This is a genomic window from Blautia sp. MSK20_18 (assembly GCF_020553125.1).
In the GTDB taxonomy this organism is placed as follows: domain Bacteria; phylum Bacillota; class Clostridia; order Lachnospirales; family Lachnospiraceae; genus Blautia_A; species Blautia_A fusiformis.
In genome coordinates, this window is the sequence record NZ_JAJCGR010000003.1 from 49,937 (window position 1) to 65,055 (window position 15,119).

Here is a 15,119-nt window from a genome sequence, read left to right on the forward strand (position 1 = left end):
AGTTTATTTGATCACACCTCGAAGTTCTGTGATCAGTTTGCGGATCCGTTCATCTTCCATTTTCATGCTGACCTGATTGACTACCATACGTGCAGACAGCGGGCAGACTTCTTCCAGCACCTTCAGGCCATTCTCGCGAAGGGTGCTTCCGGTTTCCACGATATCCACGATAACCTCGGAAAGTCCTACGATCGGTGCAAGCTCGATGGAACCGTTCAGCTTAATGATCTCCACAGTCTGATGCTTTTTGTTATAGAAGTAATCCTTTGCAATATTTGGATATTTTGTAGCTACACGGATCAGCTGATTGTTATTCAGGACTTCTCTGGCGCTTTCAGGGCCGCATACGCACATGCGGCATGCTCCAAATCCAAGATCCATAACCTCATATAGCTTTCTTCCTTCTTCCAGAATGGTATCCTTACCTACGATACCGATATCTGCTGCACCATACTCTACATAAGTCGGCACATCCGGACCTTTTGCAAGGAAAAACTTCAGCTTCAGTTCCTCATTGGTAAAGATCAGCTTTCGGGAATCTTTGTCACGCATCTCCTCACATGTAATACCGATCTTCTCAAACATATCCAGTGTTTTGCTGGCCAGACGCCCTTTTGTGAGGGCAAATGTAAGATATCTCATCAGTCCTGCTCCTCCTTTGCCGGGCACAATGCCACTTTTTTACCTTTATTCCGAAGCTCCATTGCTTCCTGGATCGCTTTTTTCAGATTTCCCGGATCATAAGTGATCACAATGGTTTTATCGCCAGCCGGAACGGTCAGCTTCTGTCTGGAAAGCGCGAGCATCAGGTTATCAACCACAATGGCAAATCCAATGGAAGAGGCCGGTTTTCCGAAATGCTTCATCAATTCGTTGTAGCGTCCGCCCTTGATCAGGGGTTCACCGGTTCCATATGTATAAGCCTGGAAAATGATCCCTGTATAATAACGGAACTTACTGAGCATTCCAAAATCAAAAGCAATGTATTTCTCACAGCCGTATACTTTCAGGATCTCATAAATTTCTTCCAGTCGTTTTACTGCAGAAAGTGCTTCCGGATTGGAGGTGAGCTTTTTTGCTTTTTCCAGCACTTCTGCTGAACCGAACATCTGAGGCAGTTCAGCAAAAGCCTTGGAAAGGTTATCGCCTAAATTCTGTCCCTTAAGAAGCTCTTCCACACCAAAATAATTCTTCTGAGAGATCAGCTCACGAAGATGCTCTTCTATCTCCGGCTCCAGATCTGCCTCTGCAAGCAGGGATTTATAATAATCTACCTGGCCTACGCTAACCTGGAATTCGGTAAGTCCTGCTGCCTTCAGACACTCCACAGTCATAGCAAGGATCTCAGCATCTGCTGCTGCAGAATCATCTCCCATATGCTCAACACCCATCTGAGTATTTTCCTTCATCTGACCTCTGTAACTGGAATTGTTGATAAATGTATTTCCGGTATAACAAAGTCTTACAGGTCCTTTTTCCGGATCAAAATAAGTTGCACATGCTCTGGAAACAGACGGTGTAAAGTCAGGTCTGAGAACAAGTGTGTTTCCCTCTCTGTCAAAAAATTTATATAAATCCTTGGATGGGATCGTTCCTACTTCATTGCTGAACACTTCAAAATACTCAAATCCCGGTGTTTCTATATCTTCATATCCATATCTTGAAAACACCTGGTGGAGCTCCTTCTGGAGCCGTTTTTTGCGGCTGCATTCCTCTCCATAAATGTCCCGCACACCTTCAGGTGTATGAAAAATACGCTGCATGTTCATTTCCTCCGTAACACGTTTTGAGATTTCCTGTGTTTCACTTTAATTCGCTACCATGCTACCACAGAAAAACTTAAATTTGATTATATAGGAAACCTTTCCAAAAGTCAATCCCGTAATTGCAGATCTTTCTGGATCCCTTCCAGATAAGGAACCAGAAATCCATTTTTTCCGGAAAGATAAAATTCCTCGTCCAGCTCTTCCCGACGAAAACTTTTTCGTCCGCCGTCTTCCATCCTTTTCCAGAATTCCTTCAGCTTACGAAGGGTAAGATAATAAAAAACATTATCTGCGCTGAAATAGATCAGAAAAAAAGCAATCCCCTTCTGCTTTTCAAACTCATCCATAAATGCTACCTGATGAGGATGAATGTTCGCAAGGGGAAAAGTTTTTACACAGCATTCTTTTGCATCGAAGCAGACAGGGATTCCCTGTACTGCTCCGATATAATCTACGGTACTTTTCTGTTCAAAATATGCCAGCGTGATATGCCTGGAGGTTTTATCCATTTTAACCGGAGTGATAGGTGTCGGAATTTTCTGTATGAGGGCCAGTCCCTTTTCCCTGTACTGCTCATTGGTACGATTGATAAGTTCCTCCAGAGTAGAACCACGAAGTCCTCTGCTGTTCCATGTTGCCATAAAGTCTGCCCTTTAATTTAGAAGTTTGATGGATGGGAAATAACGGATCTCCGCTTTTCCGACGATCTGATCAAACTGTACATACGTATTCTGCCAGTATCGGGAATCCTTGGAATTGTTACGGTTGTCTCCCATCATAAAGTAACAGTTTTCCGGTACTTCGTATGGTCCGAAGCTTCCAAGAGGAGTTTCCGGCACAAAGGAATCATCCAGAGGTGTCTCTGAATCATTGATATAAACTTTACCATCTTTGATCTCTACTTTATCTCCTGGAAGACCGATGATACGTTTGATGAACAGCTGGGACTCATCATCCGGATATTTGAAGATCACAATGTCAAAGCGTTCCGGATCTTTCCATTTTTTTGAGATCTCGTGACCAAATACATCCATATTCAGACCATAGGCCAGACGATAGCCAAAGATACGATCTCCGGTCATAATGGTATTTTCCATAGATTCTGACGGGATCTTTGCATTGATCAGTACTACATTGTTGATAACCAGGACTACAACTACCACGATGATGATCATCTTGACGTAATCCCATATTTCATTCCAGATTTTCATAATAACTCTCCTCCAACTTTTCCTCTTTTAGTGTTCTGAGAAAGATTTCCGGAAGCGGTGCCGTAAAGACCTTCCCGGATAAATATGACAGGCTTCCTTTCATAGATGGAAACTCCATTCGAAAAGAATGAAGCAGCTGTCCTTTCAGTTTTTTATCGGCTTTTCCATATTTGGGATCACCAACAATCGAATGTCCCTCCGAAGCAAGGTGAGCTCGGATCTGATGTGCACGTCCTGTGATCAGTTCAACCTTAAGAAGGGTACGGGTTCCATTGGTACCCAACGGATAATACTTTGTTTCCACTGGAAGGGCATTTTCTTTCTCTTGTTTATAGATGGTTACTTTATTGCTTTTTTTATCTTTTGCCAGATAACCTTTGATATATCTTTCTTCTTTTAAAACTCCCTCCACAAGACAGAGGTAATATTTATGAAGTTCCCTGGACTTGAACATCCCTGAAAGTTCCTGCAGACCGGAAAGGCTTTTGCCTGCCGCTATCAGCCCGCTGGTATTGCGGTCAAGGCGGTTGCATACGGAAGGACGAAAGGTTCTCAGATCATTCTCTGTAAGAGAGCCATTTTTCAGAAGATAGCCGGTCAGATATTCTACCAGTGAAGGGGTTCCGTCATCAGCAGGCTGAGAAAGCATTCCTGCCGGTTTGTTGATCAACAGGATATTTTCATCCTCGTAAATGATATCCAGAGCATAATGTGCCCGTGGAGCAGAATCATTTCCGCTGAATTTTTCAAATGTTTCATCACTTAAAAACAGTTTTACATGATCTCCTGAAAACAGCTTTTCATTCCCGGTGGCTTTTTTTCCATTGAGCGTGATATTTTTTTTCCTCATCATTTTGTAGAAAAAGCTCTTTGGAGCTTCACGGAGAAGCTTGGCCAGATATTTGTCAAAACGCTGTCCGGCCTCGTTTTCGTTAATGATAAATTCTTTCATTATATAATGCTCCTACAGACAGATTGCCAGGATCGTATGTTTGATCAGTTCTTCCCTGGAAAGATCCGGGTATCGCTCATCCGGCGTGAATTTAATCCCATTTCTTAAAGATTCTTTGTGCTCATTCATGGAATCCAGACGTTCCAGATAGGGTTTCAGGTCCCTCAGGATCTTTACATCTACTTTATATCCGTTTTTACGGATGATTTTCTGTGACTGCTCTGCAAGGTAGGCGATATCTGCTTTTGGATCACTGGTATAACCCACTACTGTATTTCCGCACACGGCAACAGCGTCCAGATAACCGCTTTTCTCATAAAAAGTCATGTACATTTCATAGGACATGACCAGGTCACCGGCATGCTTGCGGATCTCTTTATAGAGCTTTTCATCCATAGGATGACGTAACAGGATCATGATCAGGCTTACCATGGATTTACATCCTGGCAGACAGCCTACTACGGTCAGAACCGTCCAGACTGTCATTCTTGTTCCGTTGACGGCCCACGCCACAAAGAAAATGAGCAGTGGAAGCGAAAATAATCCTGCGGTGATCAGGAGTCTTCGTTTTTTTTCGCTGTTAAAATAACCGAAATCACCTTTTTTTGTTTTTCTTTTTCTGGTATCTTTCATGTGCCGAACTCCTTGTCTGTGTTTTTTTGGCTTTTTTATGAAGCTCTCTGGGACGGATCAGACATTTCGGTCCAAAGCCGACCAGATCCATACGTCCGGTCATCTTAAGTCCTTCCAGGACCAGTTCGCGATTTTCCGGATTTTTATACTGCATCAGTGCTCGCTGTATTGCTTTTTCGTGTGGATTTTTCGGCACATATACCTTTTCGCCTGTCAGCGGATGGATTCCTGTGTAATACATACAGGTAGAAAGTGTTGATGGCGTTGGATAAAAATCCTGAACCTGCTCCGGCGTAAATCCAAGATCACGGACGTATTCCGCAAGCTTCACGGCTTCCTTCATTGTACACCCGGGATGGGACGACATGAAATACGGAACGGCATATTGCTGCTTACCAGTCCGCGCATTTGCTTTTTCATATTCCTTCAGAAAGCCCTCATAAACCTCGTGCCTGGGTTTGCCCATAAACTTCAGGACTTCATCAGAAACATGCTCCGGTGCTACTCGCAGCTGACCGCTGACGTGATATTTCACAAGCTCATTAAGAAAAGTTTTATCCGGGTCTGCCATCAGATAATCAAACCGAATGCCGGAACGGACAAAAACTTTTTTAACTTTGGGGATATTCCTGACCTTTCTGAGAAGCTGAAGATAATCCTTGTGGTCTACCGTCAGATTCTTACACGGAGAAGGAAACAGGCACTGCCGCTCCTTGCAGACTCCTTTTGTCAGCTGCTTTTTGCAGGAAGGATAACGAAAATCAGCCGTAGGGCCTCCTACATCATGGATATAGCCTTTAAAATCCGGATCCTCCGTCATCTTTTCAGCTTCTTTCAGAATGGAATCGTGACTTCTTGTCTGAAGGATGCGGCCCTGATGAAAAGTCAGCGCACAGAAATTACAGCTTCCAAAGCATCCTCTGTTGCTGGTCAGACTGAATTTGATCTCTTTCAGTGCCGGGATCCCGCCTTCTTTCTGGTACATGGGATGATATCGTCCTGTATAAGGCAGATCGTAAACATCGTCCATTTCCATCTGCGTCAGAGGCTGAGATGGTGGATTCTGTATCACATATCCACGGTTCCCATAAGATTCTGCCAGAGGCTTTGCTGTAAATGGATCCGTGTTTCGGTACTGAATGGCAAAGCTGTCCGCGTAAGCTTTTTTATCAGTCTGTACCTGTTCAAATGACGGAAGGACCACCGGATCGTAAACCCTGCTGATATCGTGGCTTTTAAAAACCGTCCCTGCCACATATGTGATCTCCTGGACCGGAATCCCGCTTTGCAGGGCTTCTGCGATCTCCAGGATGGAATGTTCCCCCATTCCATAAGAAATCAGATCCGCACCGGAATCGATCAGAATACTGTGCTTGACCTTATTTTCCCAATAATCGTAATGTGCCATTCTTCGAAGGCTGGCTTCGATCCCGCCAAGAATGATAGGCGTATGTTTATAGGTCTGCCGGATCAGATTGCTGTATACAACAGAAGCCCTGTCCGGTCTTAATCCCATTTTTCCTCCCGGAGAATAGGCATCTGTGCTTCGGTGCTTTTTGGAAACCGTATAATGATTCACCATGGAATCCATGTTTCCTGCTGTAACGAGAAAACCCAGGCGCGGTTCCCCGAACACCTGGATGCTCTCCTTCTTTCGCCAGTCAGGCTGAGGGATCATGCCTACACGATATCCTCTGCTTTCCAGAAGACGTCCAATGATCGCAGATCCAAAAGACGGATGATCCACATAGGCATCTCCTGTCACGTAGACAAAATCCAACTCATCCCAGCCTCTTGACTTCATATCTTCTCTTGTAACTGGTAAAAAATCCTGCATTTATAATTCCTCGTATGTATGTGTATTAGTACTGTCTGCCCTGTGTTCATATGCTGTGATGGACTGCCTGGGCACGATAACCCTCTGCAATGATATCCAGCTGCCTGTGGAAGCGTTCCAGCTGACGCAGATCCTTGGTTTTGAATACCCGCAGGAACTCATCCTGTATTTTGCTGACTTCCCGTTCACTGGAAACACGGTAGAGATTTTCAATATTATTCAAAATATCCTTTACAAGATTGGACTGCATCTGAGATGAATTCTGGGCATCCATGATCTCATTGCGCACAGAAGACATTTCATGATCCAGCGAAATGATCGCATCGGATGCTTTACTAAGACGTTCTGCTACATGAGGAGGCATATCACCTTTGTATTTATACTGAAGGGAATGTTCGATCGTTGCCCAGAAATTCATTGCCATGGTACGGATCTGTATTTCTACCTGAAGCCGTTTCGGCCCATGAATAGTCTCCACTGTATAATAAAGGATCATGTGATAACTCCGGTAACCGCTCTGCTTGATATGCGTCAGATAGTTCTTTTCACTTTTGACTTCCATATCTGTTCTTTTTCGGATGATCGCAGCAACGGTATCGATATCTTCTTCAAACTGACAAATGATTCGTACTCCTGCCAGATCTTCCATTTCTGTTTCCAGCTGTTCGATCGGGATATCTTTACGCTGCATTTTCTCCAGGATACTGGAAACACTTTTTACTCTTCCACTGACTTGTTCAATGGGAGAATAACGATCATTTTCGTGATACTCTTCTATCATATGTTTAAACTTGACTGTCAGTTCTTTGACAGCCAGCTCGTAAGGGCACAAAATACTTCGCCATAACTGTATTTCCATGTTGCTCGCTCCTTATCATCTGCCGTCAGTCTCTTTTTGGTTTTGGTGACAGCGGCATACATTTTTTATTATAACATATGTTTTGAAAAAAAAGGGATTGTTTATCAATTTTTTATTAAAAAATTATAGAATTATTTTCCTTTTTGTGTGATGCATCCACAAATCTATATATATGTATAATTCTGTATTTTATGAATATTTTTTTATCAGGGCATAAAAATACCCTGGAGAAACCTTACGTCTCTCCAGGGTAAAAGTTCGAACATACTCCGAACGGGATCAGTCTTTCAGATTTTTGAGGACCTGTACAAGATAGTTCCATACTCTTTCTGTGGAAGCAATGCTGAGAACCTCCTCGGATGTATGGATATCCTTCATATCCGGTCCAAGAGATACACAGTCCAGTCCTTCCATTTTTTTATAGAAAAGCCCGCATTCAAGGCCTGCGTGGATCGCTACGACTTCAGGCTTATGTCCGTACATTTCCTCAAAAACTGCAACCATTTTATCTCGTAATGGAGATTCCTTTCTGTACTCCCATGCCGGGTATGCCCCCTGTACTTCATAGTCACCACCAAGAAATTCTGTGAGATATTCAATTTTATCAGATAATGCACTGCATGCAGCGTCTACAGAGCTTCTTACACTGGAACTTGCAAAAAGCTCGTCCTTATCCAGACGGAGGATACCGATATTGCTGGAGGTTTCCACCAGGCCTTTGATGGTTCCGCTCATTTTCTGGATTCCGAATGGTACATTCTGCAGATAAAATACGATCTTTTCCTGACTTGTAGGATGAAGAACCTCTGCTGTTGCAGTACCCTTTTCTGTTATTTCAAAAGTAATGTTTTCGTCAGAACCAGTATATTCTTCACGGAGCTGCTCCTGGAGCTCTTTTGCGTAAGCTTTTACCTCAGCAACGGAATCCGTAAGAAATTCTGCGGTGCACTCTCTTGTAATGGCATTGTCTTTCTGTCCGCCTGTAAGAGAAATAAGGGCATATTCCGCTTTTTTCTTAAGTCCGTAAAGAAACTGTCCCATAAGTTTATTGGCATTCGCTCTGTTCTTGTCAATCTCGGCACCGGAATGTCCGCCCATAAGTCCACAGACTTTGACCTGTACCTTTTCTCCTTCTCCTTCTACGCGCTGGACAGGGATATGGCTGATACCGGAAAGACCGCCGGCACAGCTGATCCAGAGACTTCCCTCCGCTTCAGAATCCAGATTGATAAATCTTCTTCCCTTCAGCACGCTGCAGTCCAGACCGACTGCACCAAGAAGACCAATCTCCTCATCAACCGTGAGCAGTACTTCAAGAGGAGGGTGTGGAATATCTGTACTGTCAAGAAGGGCAAGGCCATAAGCAACTGCAATACCATCATCACCGCCAAGAGTTGTTCCGTTGGCTGTGATATAACCATCTTTTACAGAGATGTTCAAACCATCTTTTGTAAAATCATGATCTACATCCGGTCGTTTTTCACATACCATGTCCATGTGGCCCTGGATGATCACTGTGGGAGAATTCTCATATCCTGGTGTGCCTGGCTTGTAGATCACTACATTATTCAGCTCATCCTGTACATATCTGAATCCATGATCCTTCGCGAATTCCACAAGGAAATCACTGATCTGTTTTGTATTTCTGGAACCATGAGGAATCTTGCAGATTTCTTCAAAATAATGAAAAACTCTCTTTGGTTCACAATTTTCTAATACTGGCATAAATTCTGCCTCCTTCTGCTTCATAAATTCATTTGTCTTTTATAATAATCATATACTGTAAAAAAAGCAAGGACCTGTTTTTATGAAACGAAAAATAATCATATTTTTCTATATCTGCCTGTTGTTTTTTCTGCTTTTTCACCCAAAAGAAGCTCTTACCGGAGTAAAAAATGGACTTGGATTGTGGTTGAATATCATGATTCCCACTCTGCTGCCATTTCTGATCCTGACAGGAGCATTATTAAAAACTGGAAATATCCGGAAGCTTCTGAAACCATCTGCTTTCTTCTGGAAAACGTTTTTCGGGCTTTCACCTGCTGGAGCCTATGTTCTGATCCTGGGTCTGTTATGCGGATATCCTATGGGAGCCAAACTGGCACATGATCTGTACATAGACCAGCAGATTTCCCGCAGAGAAGGGGAATATCTTCTTACGTTTAGCTGTAATGCAAGTCCCGCATTTATCATTTCCTATCTTTCCGGGATACTCTTGAAAAATAAGATATCAGCAGTACAGATGATCCTCACTTTTCTGGCGGCAGATCTCTTTTGTATGCTGTTTTTTCGTTTCGTTGTATATCGCGGGCATACCGTGGACTCTGTCTGCGTAAACAAGATAAAAAAAGAGACATACCAACAGGACTCCATAGGAGTCATCCTGGATGTCTCGATCATGGACGGATTTGAAACCATCACACGTCTCGGGGGCTATATTCTCCTCTTCTCACTGATACTCGCCAGTATCAGCTTTTACTGGCCATTTCATGCACAAAGCTGTATGCTGTTCACAGCACCACTGGAACTAACTACCGGGCTGAAACAGATTGCCGGCGCACCACTGCCATGGAAAAGCAGATACCTTGCTTCTATGCTCCTGACTTCTTTTGGTGGCTTTTGCGTCATGGCTCAGACAAAAAGCGTATTGGAAAACAGTTTGTCACTGATCCCCTACGCTATTTCAAAATGTCTGAACGCCAGTGCGATATTCCTGATCCTAGTTTTCTCCGATATCGTCTAACAGATCTTCGTCTTCTTTTGTTATAGAAGAACTGTCATCATCCTGGAAGGTATTGGAAATTGCCGCTGCCTGAGCAGTCTGTGGTGCAAGCTCCTGACGATTATGATTAACAACCTCAAGGCAGCTCTGCAGAGCATCAATAAATGCTTTGTATTTACCACCGGCATCTTCAAGTGTCTGATTCAGGACAGAACCGATATTAGCCATCATATCATCTGTGTATGTGATCGCACTGAGACGAATGCTGTTTGCATCCTGTGTTGCAGAATCAAGAATCTCCTGAGCCTGCTTGTTTGCAGCATTTATGGTCTCATTTGCCTGTGCATATGCTTTCTGCATGATCTCATGCTGTGTAACAAGTTCCTGAGCTTTGGCCTGAGCATCTGCGATCAGACTGTCAGCTTTAGCCTGAGCATCCTCAAGGATCGCATCCTTATTGCTGATGATCTTCTGATAACGTTTGATCTCATCCGGAGTTTTCAGACGAAGTTCACGTAAATACTCCTCAATCTCTTCTTTGTTCACTACGATCTTGGTAGTGGAAAGAGGCTGGAATTTACAGCTGTCCACATACTCTTCAATCTCCTGAATAATCTGTTCAATTCTGCTGCTCATAATACACTCTCCTTATTTCTCTGTTTCTCTTTTTTTCAATTTCTCTTCGACTGCATCCGTAATCTCACGTGGAGCGAATTTGCTCAGATCTCCTCCGAAATTAGCAACTTCTTTCATGATCGTGGAGCTTAAGTATGCATATTCCAGACTGGTTGTAAGAAAAACGGTGTCCACATCCGGTGCCAGAACACGATTAGTCTGGGCCATCTGCAGTTCATATTCAAAATCCGTGACAGCACGAAGCCCTCGAACAATCACCTGGGCATGGTTTTCCCTGGCAAAGTTCACTGACAGGCCCTCGAATGCTTTCACCTCCACATTCGGGATATCTTTTGTCGCCTTTGTTAGTATCTTAACACGTTCTTCTACAGAAAACAACGGACTTTTTGCAGAATTATGCAAAACTCCCACTATAACCCGGTCAAATGAAATGCTTGCCCGCTTAATGATGTCAAGATGGCCATAGGTTGCCGGGTCAAAGCTTCCCGGGTATACTGCTGTTATCATATGTCTGTCTCTCTTTCATTTTTTTAGGAAAACATGCTTGTTGGTTTTATATTCCTTGGAACGTACCAGATGATATCCAAGGTCCTCTACATAAGAAAAATCCGTATGTAGATCTTCCTCCACAACGATCAGCGTGTTTTCATCTGCAAGAGTGCTGTCAGCCAGATACTCAAGGACTGGTTGTTCCAGATGCTGTTCGTATGGTGCATCCATAAAAATACAGTCAAATGGTTCTCCGCCTTCCAGTGAACGCAGTGCCTGAAGCACATCCATGTTCAGCAGTTTACCACCATCCGTGAGTTTTGTAAATGAAAGATTTTCGCGGATACAAGTGCATGCTTTGGGATTTTTTTCCACAAATACGGCATACTCGGCTCCACGGCTCAGAGCTTCAATACCGATCGCTCCGCTTCCGGAAAACAGATCCAGAAACCGACAACCCGGTATTTCAGGCTGGAGAATGTTAAAAAGAGTTTCCTTAATACGGTCTGTTGTTGGTCGTGTCTCATTTCCGGGAATGGTTTTTAAGTTTAATCTACGTGCTTTTCCTGCTATGACTCTCATTTCAGATTTAATCTCCAATCCAGATCACCGCGGGCCAGTCCAAGGATCAGAAGTTCCGCAGTGGCAATATTTGTAGCAACCGGAATGTTGTACTGGTCGCAGCGTTTGACAATGCTCATGATATCCGGCTCTACCGGGTCCATCATGACAGGGTTATAAAACAGGATCACCATATCCAGATCCTGACGCTCTACCATCTCCATAAACTGCTTGTCTCCGCCTATACTTCCGGCAAGAAACTTGTGAACGTGAAGACTGGTTGCTTCCTCGATTCTTCTTCCTGTTGTTCCGGTTGCATATACTTCATGTTTGGCAAGGATATTCTTGTATGCAATACAGAAGTCTTCAATCAGAACTTTCTTACTGTTATGCGCAATAATTCCTAAATTCATAATTCACCTCTCCATTCTGCCCTTGGGTTACATCCCTTTTCTCCCCTTTATATAGGTAAAATCATATAACTCTGTAACTGATTCTAGCATAACGCCCAAAAAAGTGCAATTTAATTCATGTAAATTCATGAAAAATTAATATTTTCCCCGACGTTACTCCATATACTCTATTCTTCCCAGCTGTTTCCTGTAGTATAATCAATTTCAATTCCCGGCTGTATGTTATAAACAAAAACATGGAAAGATATCTTCTGGTCTTTAACGGATTCGGCTTCCATTTCCACACCCCGGGCTACCAGTTCATCTCCCTTAAAAAACGGAGTTACACGATACATGCAGGGATTTCCTGTACTGTGCACGTAATCTGCAACCTCATTTTCAAAAGGAAGCATTCCCGTCACATTGAGATATCTGGTTCCTGTGATAAGGTTTTTCTTGTTTGCATTCTCTCCAGTCAGCTGATACCCGATAAGATGGCAGCGATTATACAGATACCGGCCATCTACATTTTCATATTTTACAGTATGCCATCCTGTAGGCTTTACCATTCCGATCGCTCCTCGCTCTTCGACAGGCATCAGCTCCGGTGTGATCTTGGATTCTACATAACCGCAGCGTCCCAGGGAATCTAGTTCACTATAAAATTCGTATGCAGGTCCTGCGCTTTTTTCATCAGAAAAAGAGGGTATATTTCCATTGATCTCCACATATGGACTGCCGCTGTATTCCGGAATCTGATCCAGAGAAACAGATTCTGTCTGCCCTCCTGTCTTCGTCTGAGATTGTTTAAGTAATCCTGTCACTGCATCGGAAGCGGATTCCGAAATATCTTCCCAGAGGATCTGTGCATTTTCTTCTATATATGTAAGAAATACCTGTCCGAAGATCCGGCTTTGATCTTTTACCTCTTTCAGGCTCCGCGGCGGCATCCAGCCATTACATACTGCAAGGATGACACACAGGATAATGGCTGTGAGTATTTTTCGCCTGGGCTGTTTTTTTCGTTTATATTTTCGTTTGTATGTAGGATAACGCTTCTTTTTCACGGGACCCCCTTACTTTTTTTGTCTGACAGATATTATATGTGATGCAGAGATTATTATAACCGCAACTCCCGTCAAAAAGCAACCATACATTCGGCTTTTTACCGCGGTATAATTTATGGACGGAAATATTTTTATATGTTAAATTTCCTTTAACTGCCAGTGTATTATTTTATGGTTTTCACATACTAGCAATGTAACAGTAAACTAAATAACAACCAAGGAGGAAATGAATTATGCCAAGTAACACTTCTTCTAACAAAGCAGTTGTACCGGAAGCAAAGGGCGCACTTGACCGTTTCAAATATGAGGTAGCAAACGAGCTGGGTGTTCCGCTTACAGACGGATACAACGGAAACCTGACTTCCAAACAGAACGGATCCGTAGGTGGATATATGGTCAAAAAGATGATCGAAGCACAGGAACGCCAGATGTCCAGCGGCTCCCAGGGCGGCCAGCAGTACTAAATCTGTACGCGCAGGTAGATCTATTACTATGCTGAGTTGATCTAAGCTCATGCAAAAAAGATGCTGTCTGACAGAACTGAAAACCTGCCAGACAACATCTTTTTTATTTTATATAAGATCCAAAAGTCTTAAAATCCTATATTCATTTACAGCAATTCCTGTACTTTTCGATATACAACCTCTGCAAATTTCTTATGTCCTGCTGCATTCAGATGTTCCTGATCTGCGTCACAGCAATGTACATAGGATGCTGCCGGAAGGAAACTGATATGACGTTCAGCTGCGATTTTTTCATAAACAGGCTGCAGATTTCTGGAAACGATCACAGACTCTCTGGAAAACTCCTGGTCATATCCTTCCTGCCATACTTTTTCTCCCAGATAGATGGGAGACATGAGAAGGACTTTCGCTCTTGGTGCGTATTCCTGGATCTGATCCAGCAGTCTTGTGATTCCCTTTCCAATTACATCTGCGGATGCTCCAAAAACAGTTTTGCAGTCATTGGTTCCCAGCATTAGAGTGATCACATCCGCCTGGGCATGTGTTTCCAGAAGTGTGGGAAGAAGTGCAGTTCCTTTTCTTCCGTCGCGGAGCGGATCTTCGAAAACCGTTGTTCTTCCGCACAGTCCTTCCTCGATCACGCGATATTCTTCTTTATTCAGTTTTTCCTGGAGAAGGCTTGTCCAGCGTACTCCCCACGGTAGTCTCTCTCTGCTCTCTCCGTCATATCCCCATGTATTGGAATCTCCAAAGCATAATATCTGTTTCATTTTACCATATCCCTATCTATTTAGTATGTTATTACTTAAATGAATAATAACATGCTATTTGGAATTGGTCAAATATGCAAAAGAAATAGCCTGCTATAGACATTCTCTATAACAGGCCAATATATATCTTTTAAAATACTGTTCGATGAAGATTTTGTTTACAGTCCGATAAATCCTGTAACATCTCCGTTGATCACATAATGTGCACCATTATCTTCGGGTTTAATGTAGATTTTGAGATCTTTCAGTTCAGAAGCTTTTTTGCCCATATCCTCTGTCCAGATCTTTTTGATCCTGTCAGCAACCTCTGAAGTATGTATCTCTTTGCCCCAGTACTGAACATATACTTCTGTCACTGGCTCAGCTTTCTTAGCTGCTGTTGTCTTAGCAGCCGTCTTGGTTGTTGTTTTCTTAGCTGCAGTTGTTTTTCGTGTTGTTGTCTTCTTGGCAGCGGTTTTCTTAGCTGGCTCTTCTGATTTTACAGCTGTTGTTTTCTCTTCAGCAGATTTTACTTCTGCTGTTTTTTCTTCTACTGGTTTCTCAGCGGCAGGTTTTACCTCAGCTGTCTTCTCAGCTGCTTTTGTTTCTACAGAAGCTTTTGCATCGTCTGTCTTCGTTGTCTCAGCCTTAACGGCTTTCTCTTCGGATGCGGTTACTACAGATTTTGCAGGAGTCTCGCTTATTGAAGCCGTTTTTACAGTTGTCTTGGTTGCAGCTTTCTTTGTTCTAGCCATGTTTATAGCCTCCTTACAAGGGATTT

General features: G+C 43.1%; 17 protein-coding genes and 1 pseudogene. 2 read left to right on the top strand and 16 right to left on the bottom strand.

Annotated elements, in window-relative coordinates; genetic code table 11:
* Nucleotides 1-3: 3 nt before the first annotated feature.
* The 9 genes from hisG to LI091_RS02825 all read right to left on the bottom strand — a co-directional run bounded on the left by hisG (nucleotide 4) and on the right by LI091_RS02825 (nucleotide 8,983).
* Nucleotides 4-642, bottom strand: coding sequence for an ATP phosphoribosyltransferase (gene hisG / locus LI091_RS02785; protein ID WP_015524921.1), 639 nt, complete (start codon nucleotides 640-642; stop codon nucleotides 4-6).
* Nucleotides 642-1,763, bottom strand: a complete 1,122-nt coding sequence (gene hisZ, locus LI091_RS02790; protein WP_114002513.1) for an ATP phosphoribosyltransferase regulatory subunit — start codon at nucleotides 1,761-1,763, stop codon at nucleotides 642-644. Before hisZ ends, hisG begins: the two co-directional genes overlap by 1 nt.
* A 110-nt stretch (nucleotides 1,764-1,873) precedes the next feature.
* Nucleotides 1,874-2,407 (bottom strand): Holliday junction resolvase RecU, encoded by a 534-nt coding sequence (locus LI091_RS02795; RefSeq protein WP_015524919.1) that lies wholly within the window; start codon nucleotides 2,405-2,407, stop codon nucleotides 1,874-1,876.
* A gap of 12 nt (nucleotides 2,408-2,419) precedes the next feature.
* Nucleotides 2,420-2,977 (bottom strand): signal peptidase I, encoded by a 558-nt coding sequence (lepB, locus tag LI091_RS02800; protein WP_118623957.1) that lies wholly within the window; start codon nucleotides 2,975-2,977, stop codon nucleotides 2,420-2,422.
* On the bottom strand, nucleotides 2,961-3,929 hold the full coding sequence (locus tag LI091_RS02805) for an RluA family pseudouridine synthase (protein ID WP_021651486.1): 969 nt from the start codon (nucleotides 3,927-3,929) through the stop codon (nucleotides 2,961-2,963). Before LI091_RS02805 ends, lepB begins: the two co-directional genes overlap by 17 nt.
* Before the next feature lie 12 nt (nucleotides 3,930-3,941).
* Entirely contained in the window at nucleotides 3,942-4,562 is a 621-nt protein-coding gene (locus LI091_RS02810) for a hypothetical protein (RefSeq protein WP_021651487.1), read from the bottom strand.
* Nucleotides 4,525-6,399, bottom strand: a complete 1,875-nt coding sequence (locus LI091_RS02815) for a YgiQ family radical SAM protein (RefSeq protein WP_059085707.1) — start codon at nucleotides 6,397-6,399, stop codon at nucleotides 4,525-4,527. The genes LI091_RS02810 and LI091_RS02815 overlap by 38 nt, the downstream gene beginning before the upstream one ends.
* A 46-nt stretch (nucleotides 6,400-6,445) precedes the next feature.
* Nucleotides 6,446-7,258 (bottom strand): GTP pyrophosphokinase, encoded by an 813-nt coding sequence (locus tag LI091_RS02820; RefSeq protein WP_015524915.1) that lies wholly within the window; start codon nucleotides 7,256-7,258, stop codon nucleotides 6,446-6,448.
* A gap of 279 nt (nucleotides 7,259-7,537) precedes the next feature.
* A complete protein-coding gene (locus tag LI091_RS02825) occupies nucleotides 7,538-8,983 on the bottom strand; it encodes an aminoacyl-histidine dipeptidase (RefSeq protein ID WP_118753140.1) in 1,446 nt (481 codons plus the stop codon).
* 82 nt (nucleotides 8,984-9,065) lie between these two features.
* Between LI091_RS02825 and LI091_RS02830 the strand changes: the two genes are divergently transcribed.
* Nucleotides 9,066-10,001: a sporulation integral membrane protein YlbJ gene (locus LI091_RS02830; RefSeq protein ID WP_021651491.1), complete on the top strand. Its 936-nt coding sequence runs from the start codon at nucleotides 9,066-9,068 to the stop codon at nucleotides 9,999-10,001.
* Here the strand turns inward: LI091_RS02830 and LI091_RS02835 are convergent.
* From LI091_RS02835 to LI091_RS02855, 5 genes and pseudogenes are all read right to left on the bottom strand, one after another.
* Nucleotides 9,978-10,616, bottom strand: a complete 639-nt coding sequence (locus LI091_RS02835; protein WP_015524911.1) for a hypothetical protein — start codon at nucleotides 10,614-10,616, stop codon at nucleotides 9,978-9,980. The two genes, LI091_RS02830 and LI091_RS02835, sit on opposite strands and share 24 nt — an antisense overlap.
* Nucleotides 10,617-10,628: 12 nt before the next feature.
* The gene (coaD, locus tag LI091_RS02840; protein WP_015524910.1) at nucleotides 10,629-11,123 is read right to left on the bottom strand and encodes a pantetheine-phosphate adenylyltransferase; all 495 of its coding nucleotides are present in this window, start codon (nucleotides 11,121-11,123) and stop codon (nucleotides 10,629-10,631) included.
* Between the two features lie 15 nt (nucleotides 11,124-11,138).
* A complete protein-coding gene (gene rsmD / locus LI091_RS02845; RefSeq protein ID WP_015524909.1) occupies nucleotides 11,139-11,687 on the bottom strand; it encodes a 16S rRNA (guanine(966)-N(2))-methyltransferase RsmD in 549 nt (182 codons plus the stop codon).
* The gene (locus tag LI091_RS02850) at nucleotides 11,684-12,079 is read right to left on the bottom strand and encodes a methylglyoxal synthase (protein ID WP_015524908.1); all 396 of its coding nucleotides are present in this window, start codon (nucleotides 12,077-12,079) and stop codon (nucleotides 11,684-11,686) included. Before LI091_RS02850 ends, rsmD begins: the two co-directional genes overlap by 4 nt.
* A 173-nt stretch (nucleotides 12,080-12,252) precedes the next feature.
* A pseudogene (locus tag LI091_RS02855) lies at nucleotides 12,253-12,882 on the bottom strand (DNA/RNA non-specific endonuclease); the annotation flags it as partial.
* A 476-nt stretch (nucleotides 12,883-13,358) separates the two neighbouring features.
* Here LI091_RS02855 and LI091_RS02860 point away from each other — a divergent pair.
* Nucleotides 13,359-13,589, top strand: coding sequence for an alpha/beta-type small acid-soluble spore protein (locus LI091_RS02860; protein ID WP_021651493.1), 231 nt, complete (start codon nucleotides 13,359-13,361; stop codon nucleotides 13,587-13,589).
* A gap of 146 nt (nucleotides 13,590-13,735) precedes the next feature.
* Here LI091_RS02860 and LI091_RS02865 read toward each other — a convergent pair whose 3' ends face one another.
* On the bottom strand, nucleotides 13,736-14,359 hold the full coding sequence (locus LI091_RS02865) for a GDSL-type esterase/lipase family protein (protein ID WP_015524905.1): 624 nt from the start codon (nucleotides 14,357-14,359) through the stop codon (nucleotides 13,736-13,738).
* Between the two features lie 158 nt (nucleotides 14,360-14,517).
* Nucleotides 14,518-15,093, bottom strand: a complete 576-nt coding sequence (locus tag LI091_RS02870) for a DUF6465 family protein (RefSeq protein WP_173733329.1) — start codon at nucleotides 15,091-15,093, stop codon at nucleotides 14,518-14,520.
* Nucleotides 15,094-15,119 lie beyond the last annotated feature (26 nt).

Excerpts from the sequence above, each read along its gene's own strand:
- hisG (WP_015524921.1), bottom strand. The coding sequence starts at position 642 with ATGAGATATCTTACATTTGCCCTCACAAAAGGGCGTCTGGCCAGCAAA.
- LI091_RS02865 (WP_015524905.1), bottom strand. The coding sequence starts at position 14,359 with ATGAAACAGATATTATGCTTTGGAGATTCCAATACATGGGGATATGAC.
- lepB (WP_118623957.1), bottom strand. The coding sequence starts at position 2,977 with ATGAAAATCTGGAATGAAATATGGGATTACGTCAAGATGATCATCATC.
- LI091_RS02870 (WP_173733329.1), bottom strand. The coding sequence starts at position 15,093 with ATGGCTAGAACAAAGAAAGCTGCAACCAAGACAACTGTAAAAACGGCT.
- coaD (WP_015524910.1), bottom strand. The coding sequence starts at position 11,123 with ATGATAACAGCAGTATACCCGGGAAGCTTTGACCCGGCAACCTATGGC.
- LI091_RS02860 (WP_021651493.1), top strand. The coding sequence starts at position 13,359 with ATGCCAAGTAACACTTCTTCTAACAAAGCAGTTGTACCGGAAGCAAAG.
- LI091_RS02810 (WP_021651487.1), bottom strand. The coding sequence starts at position 4,562 with ATGAAAGATACCAGAAAAAGAAAAACAAAAAAAGGTGATTTCGGTTAT.
- LI091_RS02825 (WP_118753140.1), bottom strand. The coding sequence starts at position 8,983 with ATGCCAGTATTAGAAAATTGTGAACCAAAGAGAGTTTTTCATTATTTT.
- rsmD (WP_015524909.1), bottom strand. The coding sequence starts at position 11,687 with ATGAGAGTCATAGCAGGAAAAGCACGTAGATTAAACTTAAAAACCATT.
- LI091_RS02820 (WP_015524915.1), bottom strand. The coding sequence starts at position 7,258 with ATGGAAATACAGTTATGGCGAAGTATTTTGTGCCCTTACGAGCTGGCT.
- LI091_RS02830 (WP_021651491.1), top strand. The coding sequence starts at position 9,066 with ATGAAACGAAAAATAATCATATTTTTCTATATCTGCCTGTTGTTTTTT.
- LI091_RS02835 (WP_015524911.1), bottom strand. The coding sequence starts at position 10,616 with ATGAGCAGCAGAATTGAACAGATTATTCAGGAGATTGAAGAGTATGTG.
- LI091_RS02795 (WP_015524919.1), bottom strand. The coding sequence starts at position 2,407 with ATGGCAACATGGAACAGCAGAGGACTTCGTGGTTCTACTCTGGAGGAA.
- LI091_RS02805 (WP_021651486.1), bottom strand. The coding sequence starts at position 3,929 with ATGAAAGAATTTATCATTAACGAAAACGAGGCCGGACAGCGTTTTGAC.
- LI091_RS02850 (WP_015524908.1), bottom strand. The coding sequence starts at position 12,079 with ATGAATTTAGGAATTATTGCGCATAACAGTAAGAAAGTTCTGATTGAA.
- LI091_RS02815 (WP_059085707.1), bottom strand. The coding sequence starts at position 6,399 with ATGCAGGATTTTTTACCAGTTACAAGAGAAGATATGAAGTCAAGAGGC.
- hisZ (WP_114002513.1), bottom strand. The coding sequence starts at position 1,763 with ATGCAGCGTATTTTTCATACACCTGAAGGTGTGCGGGACATTTATGGA.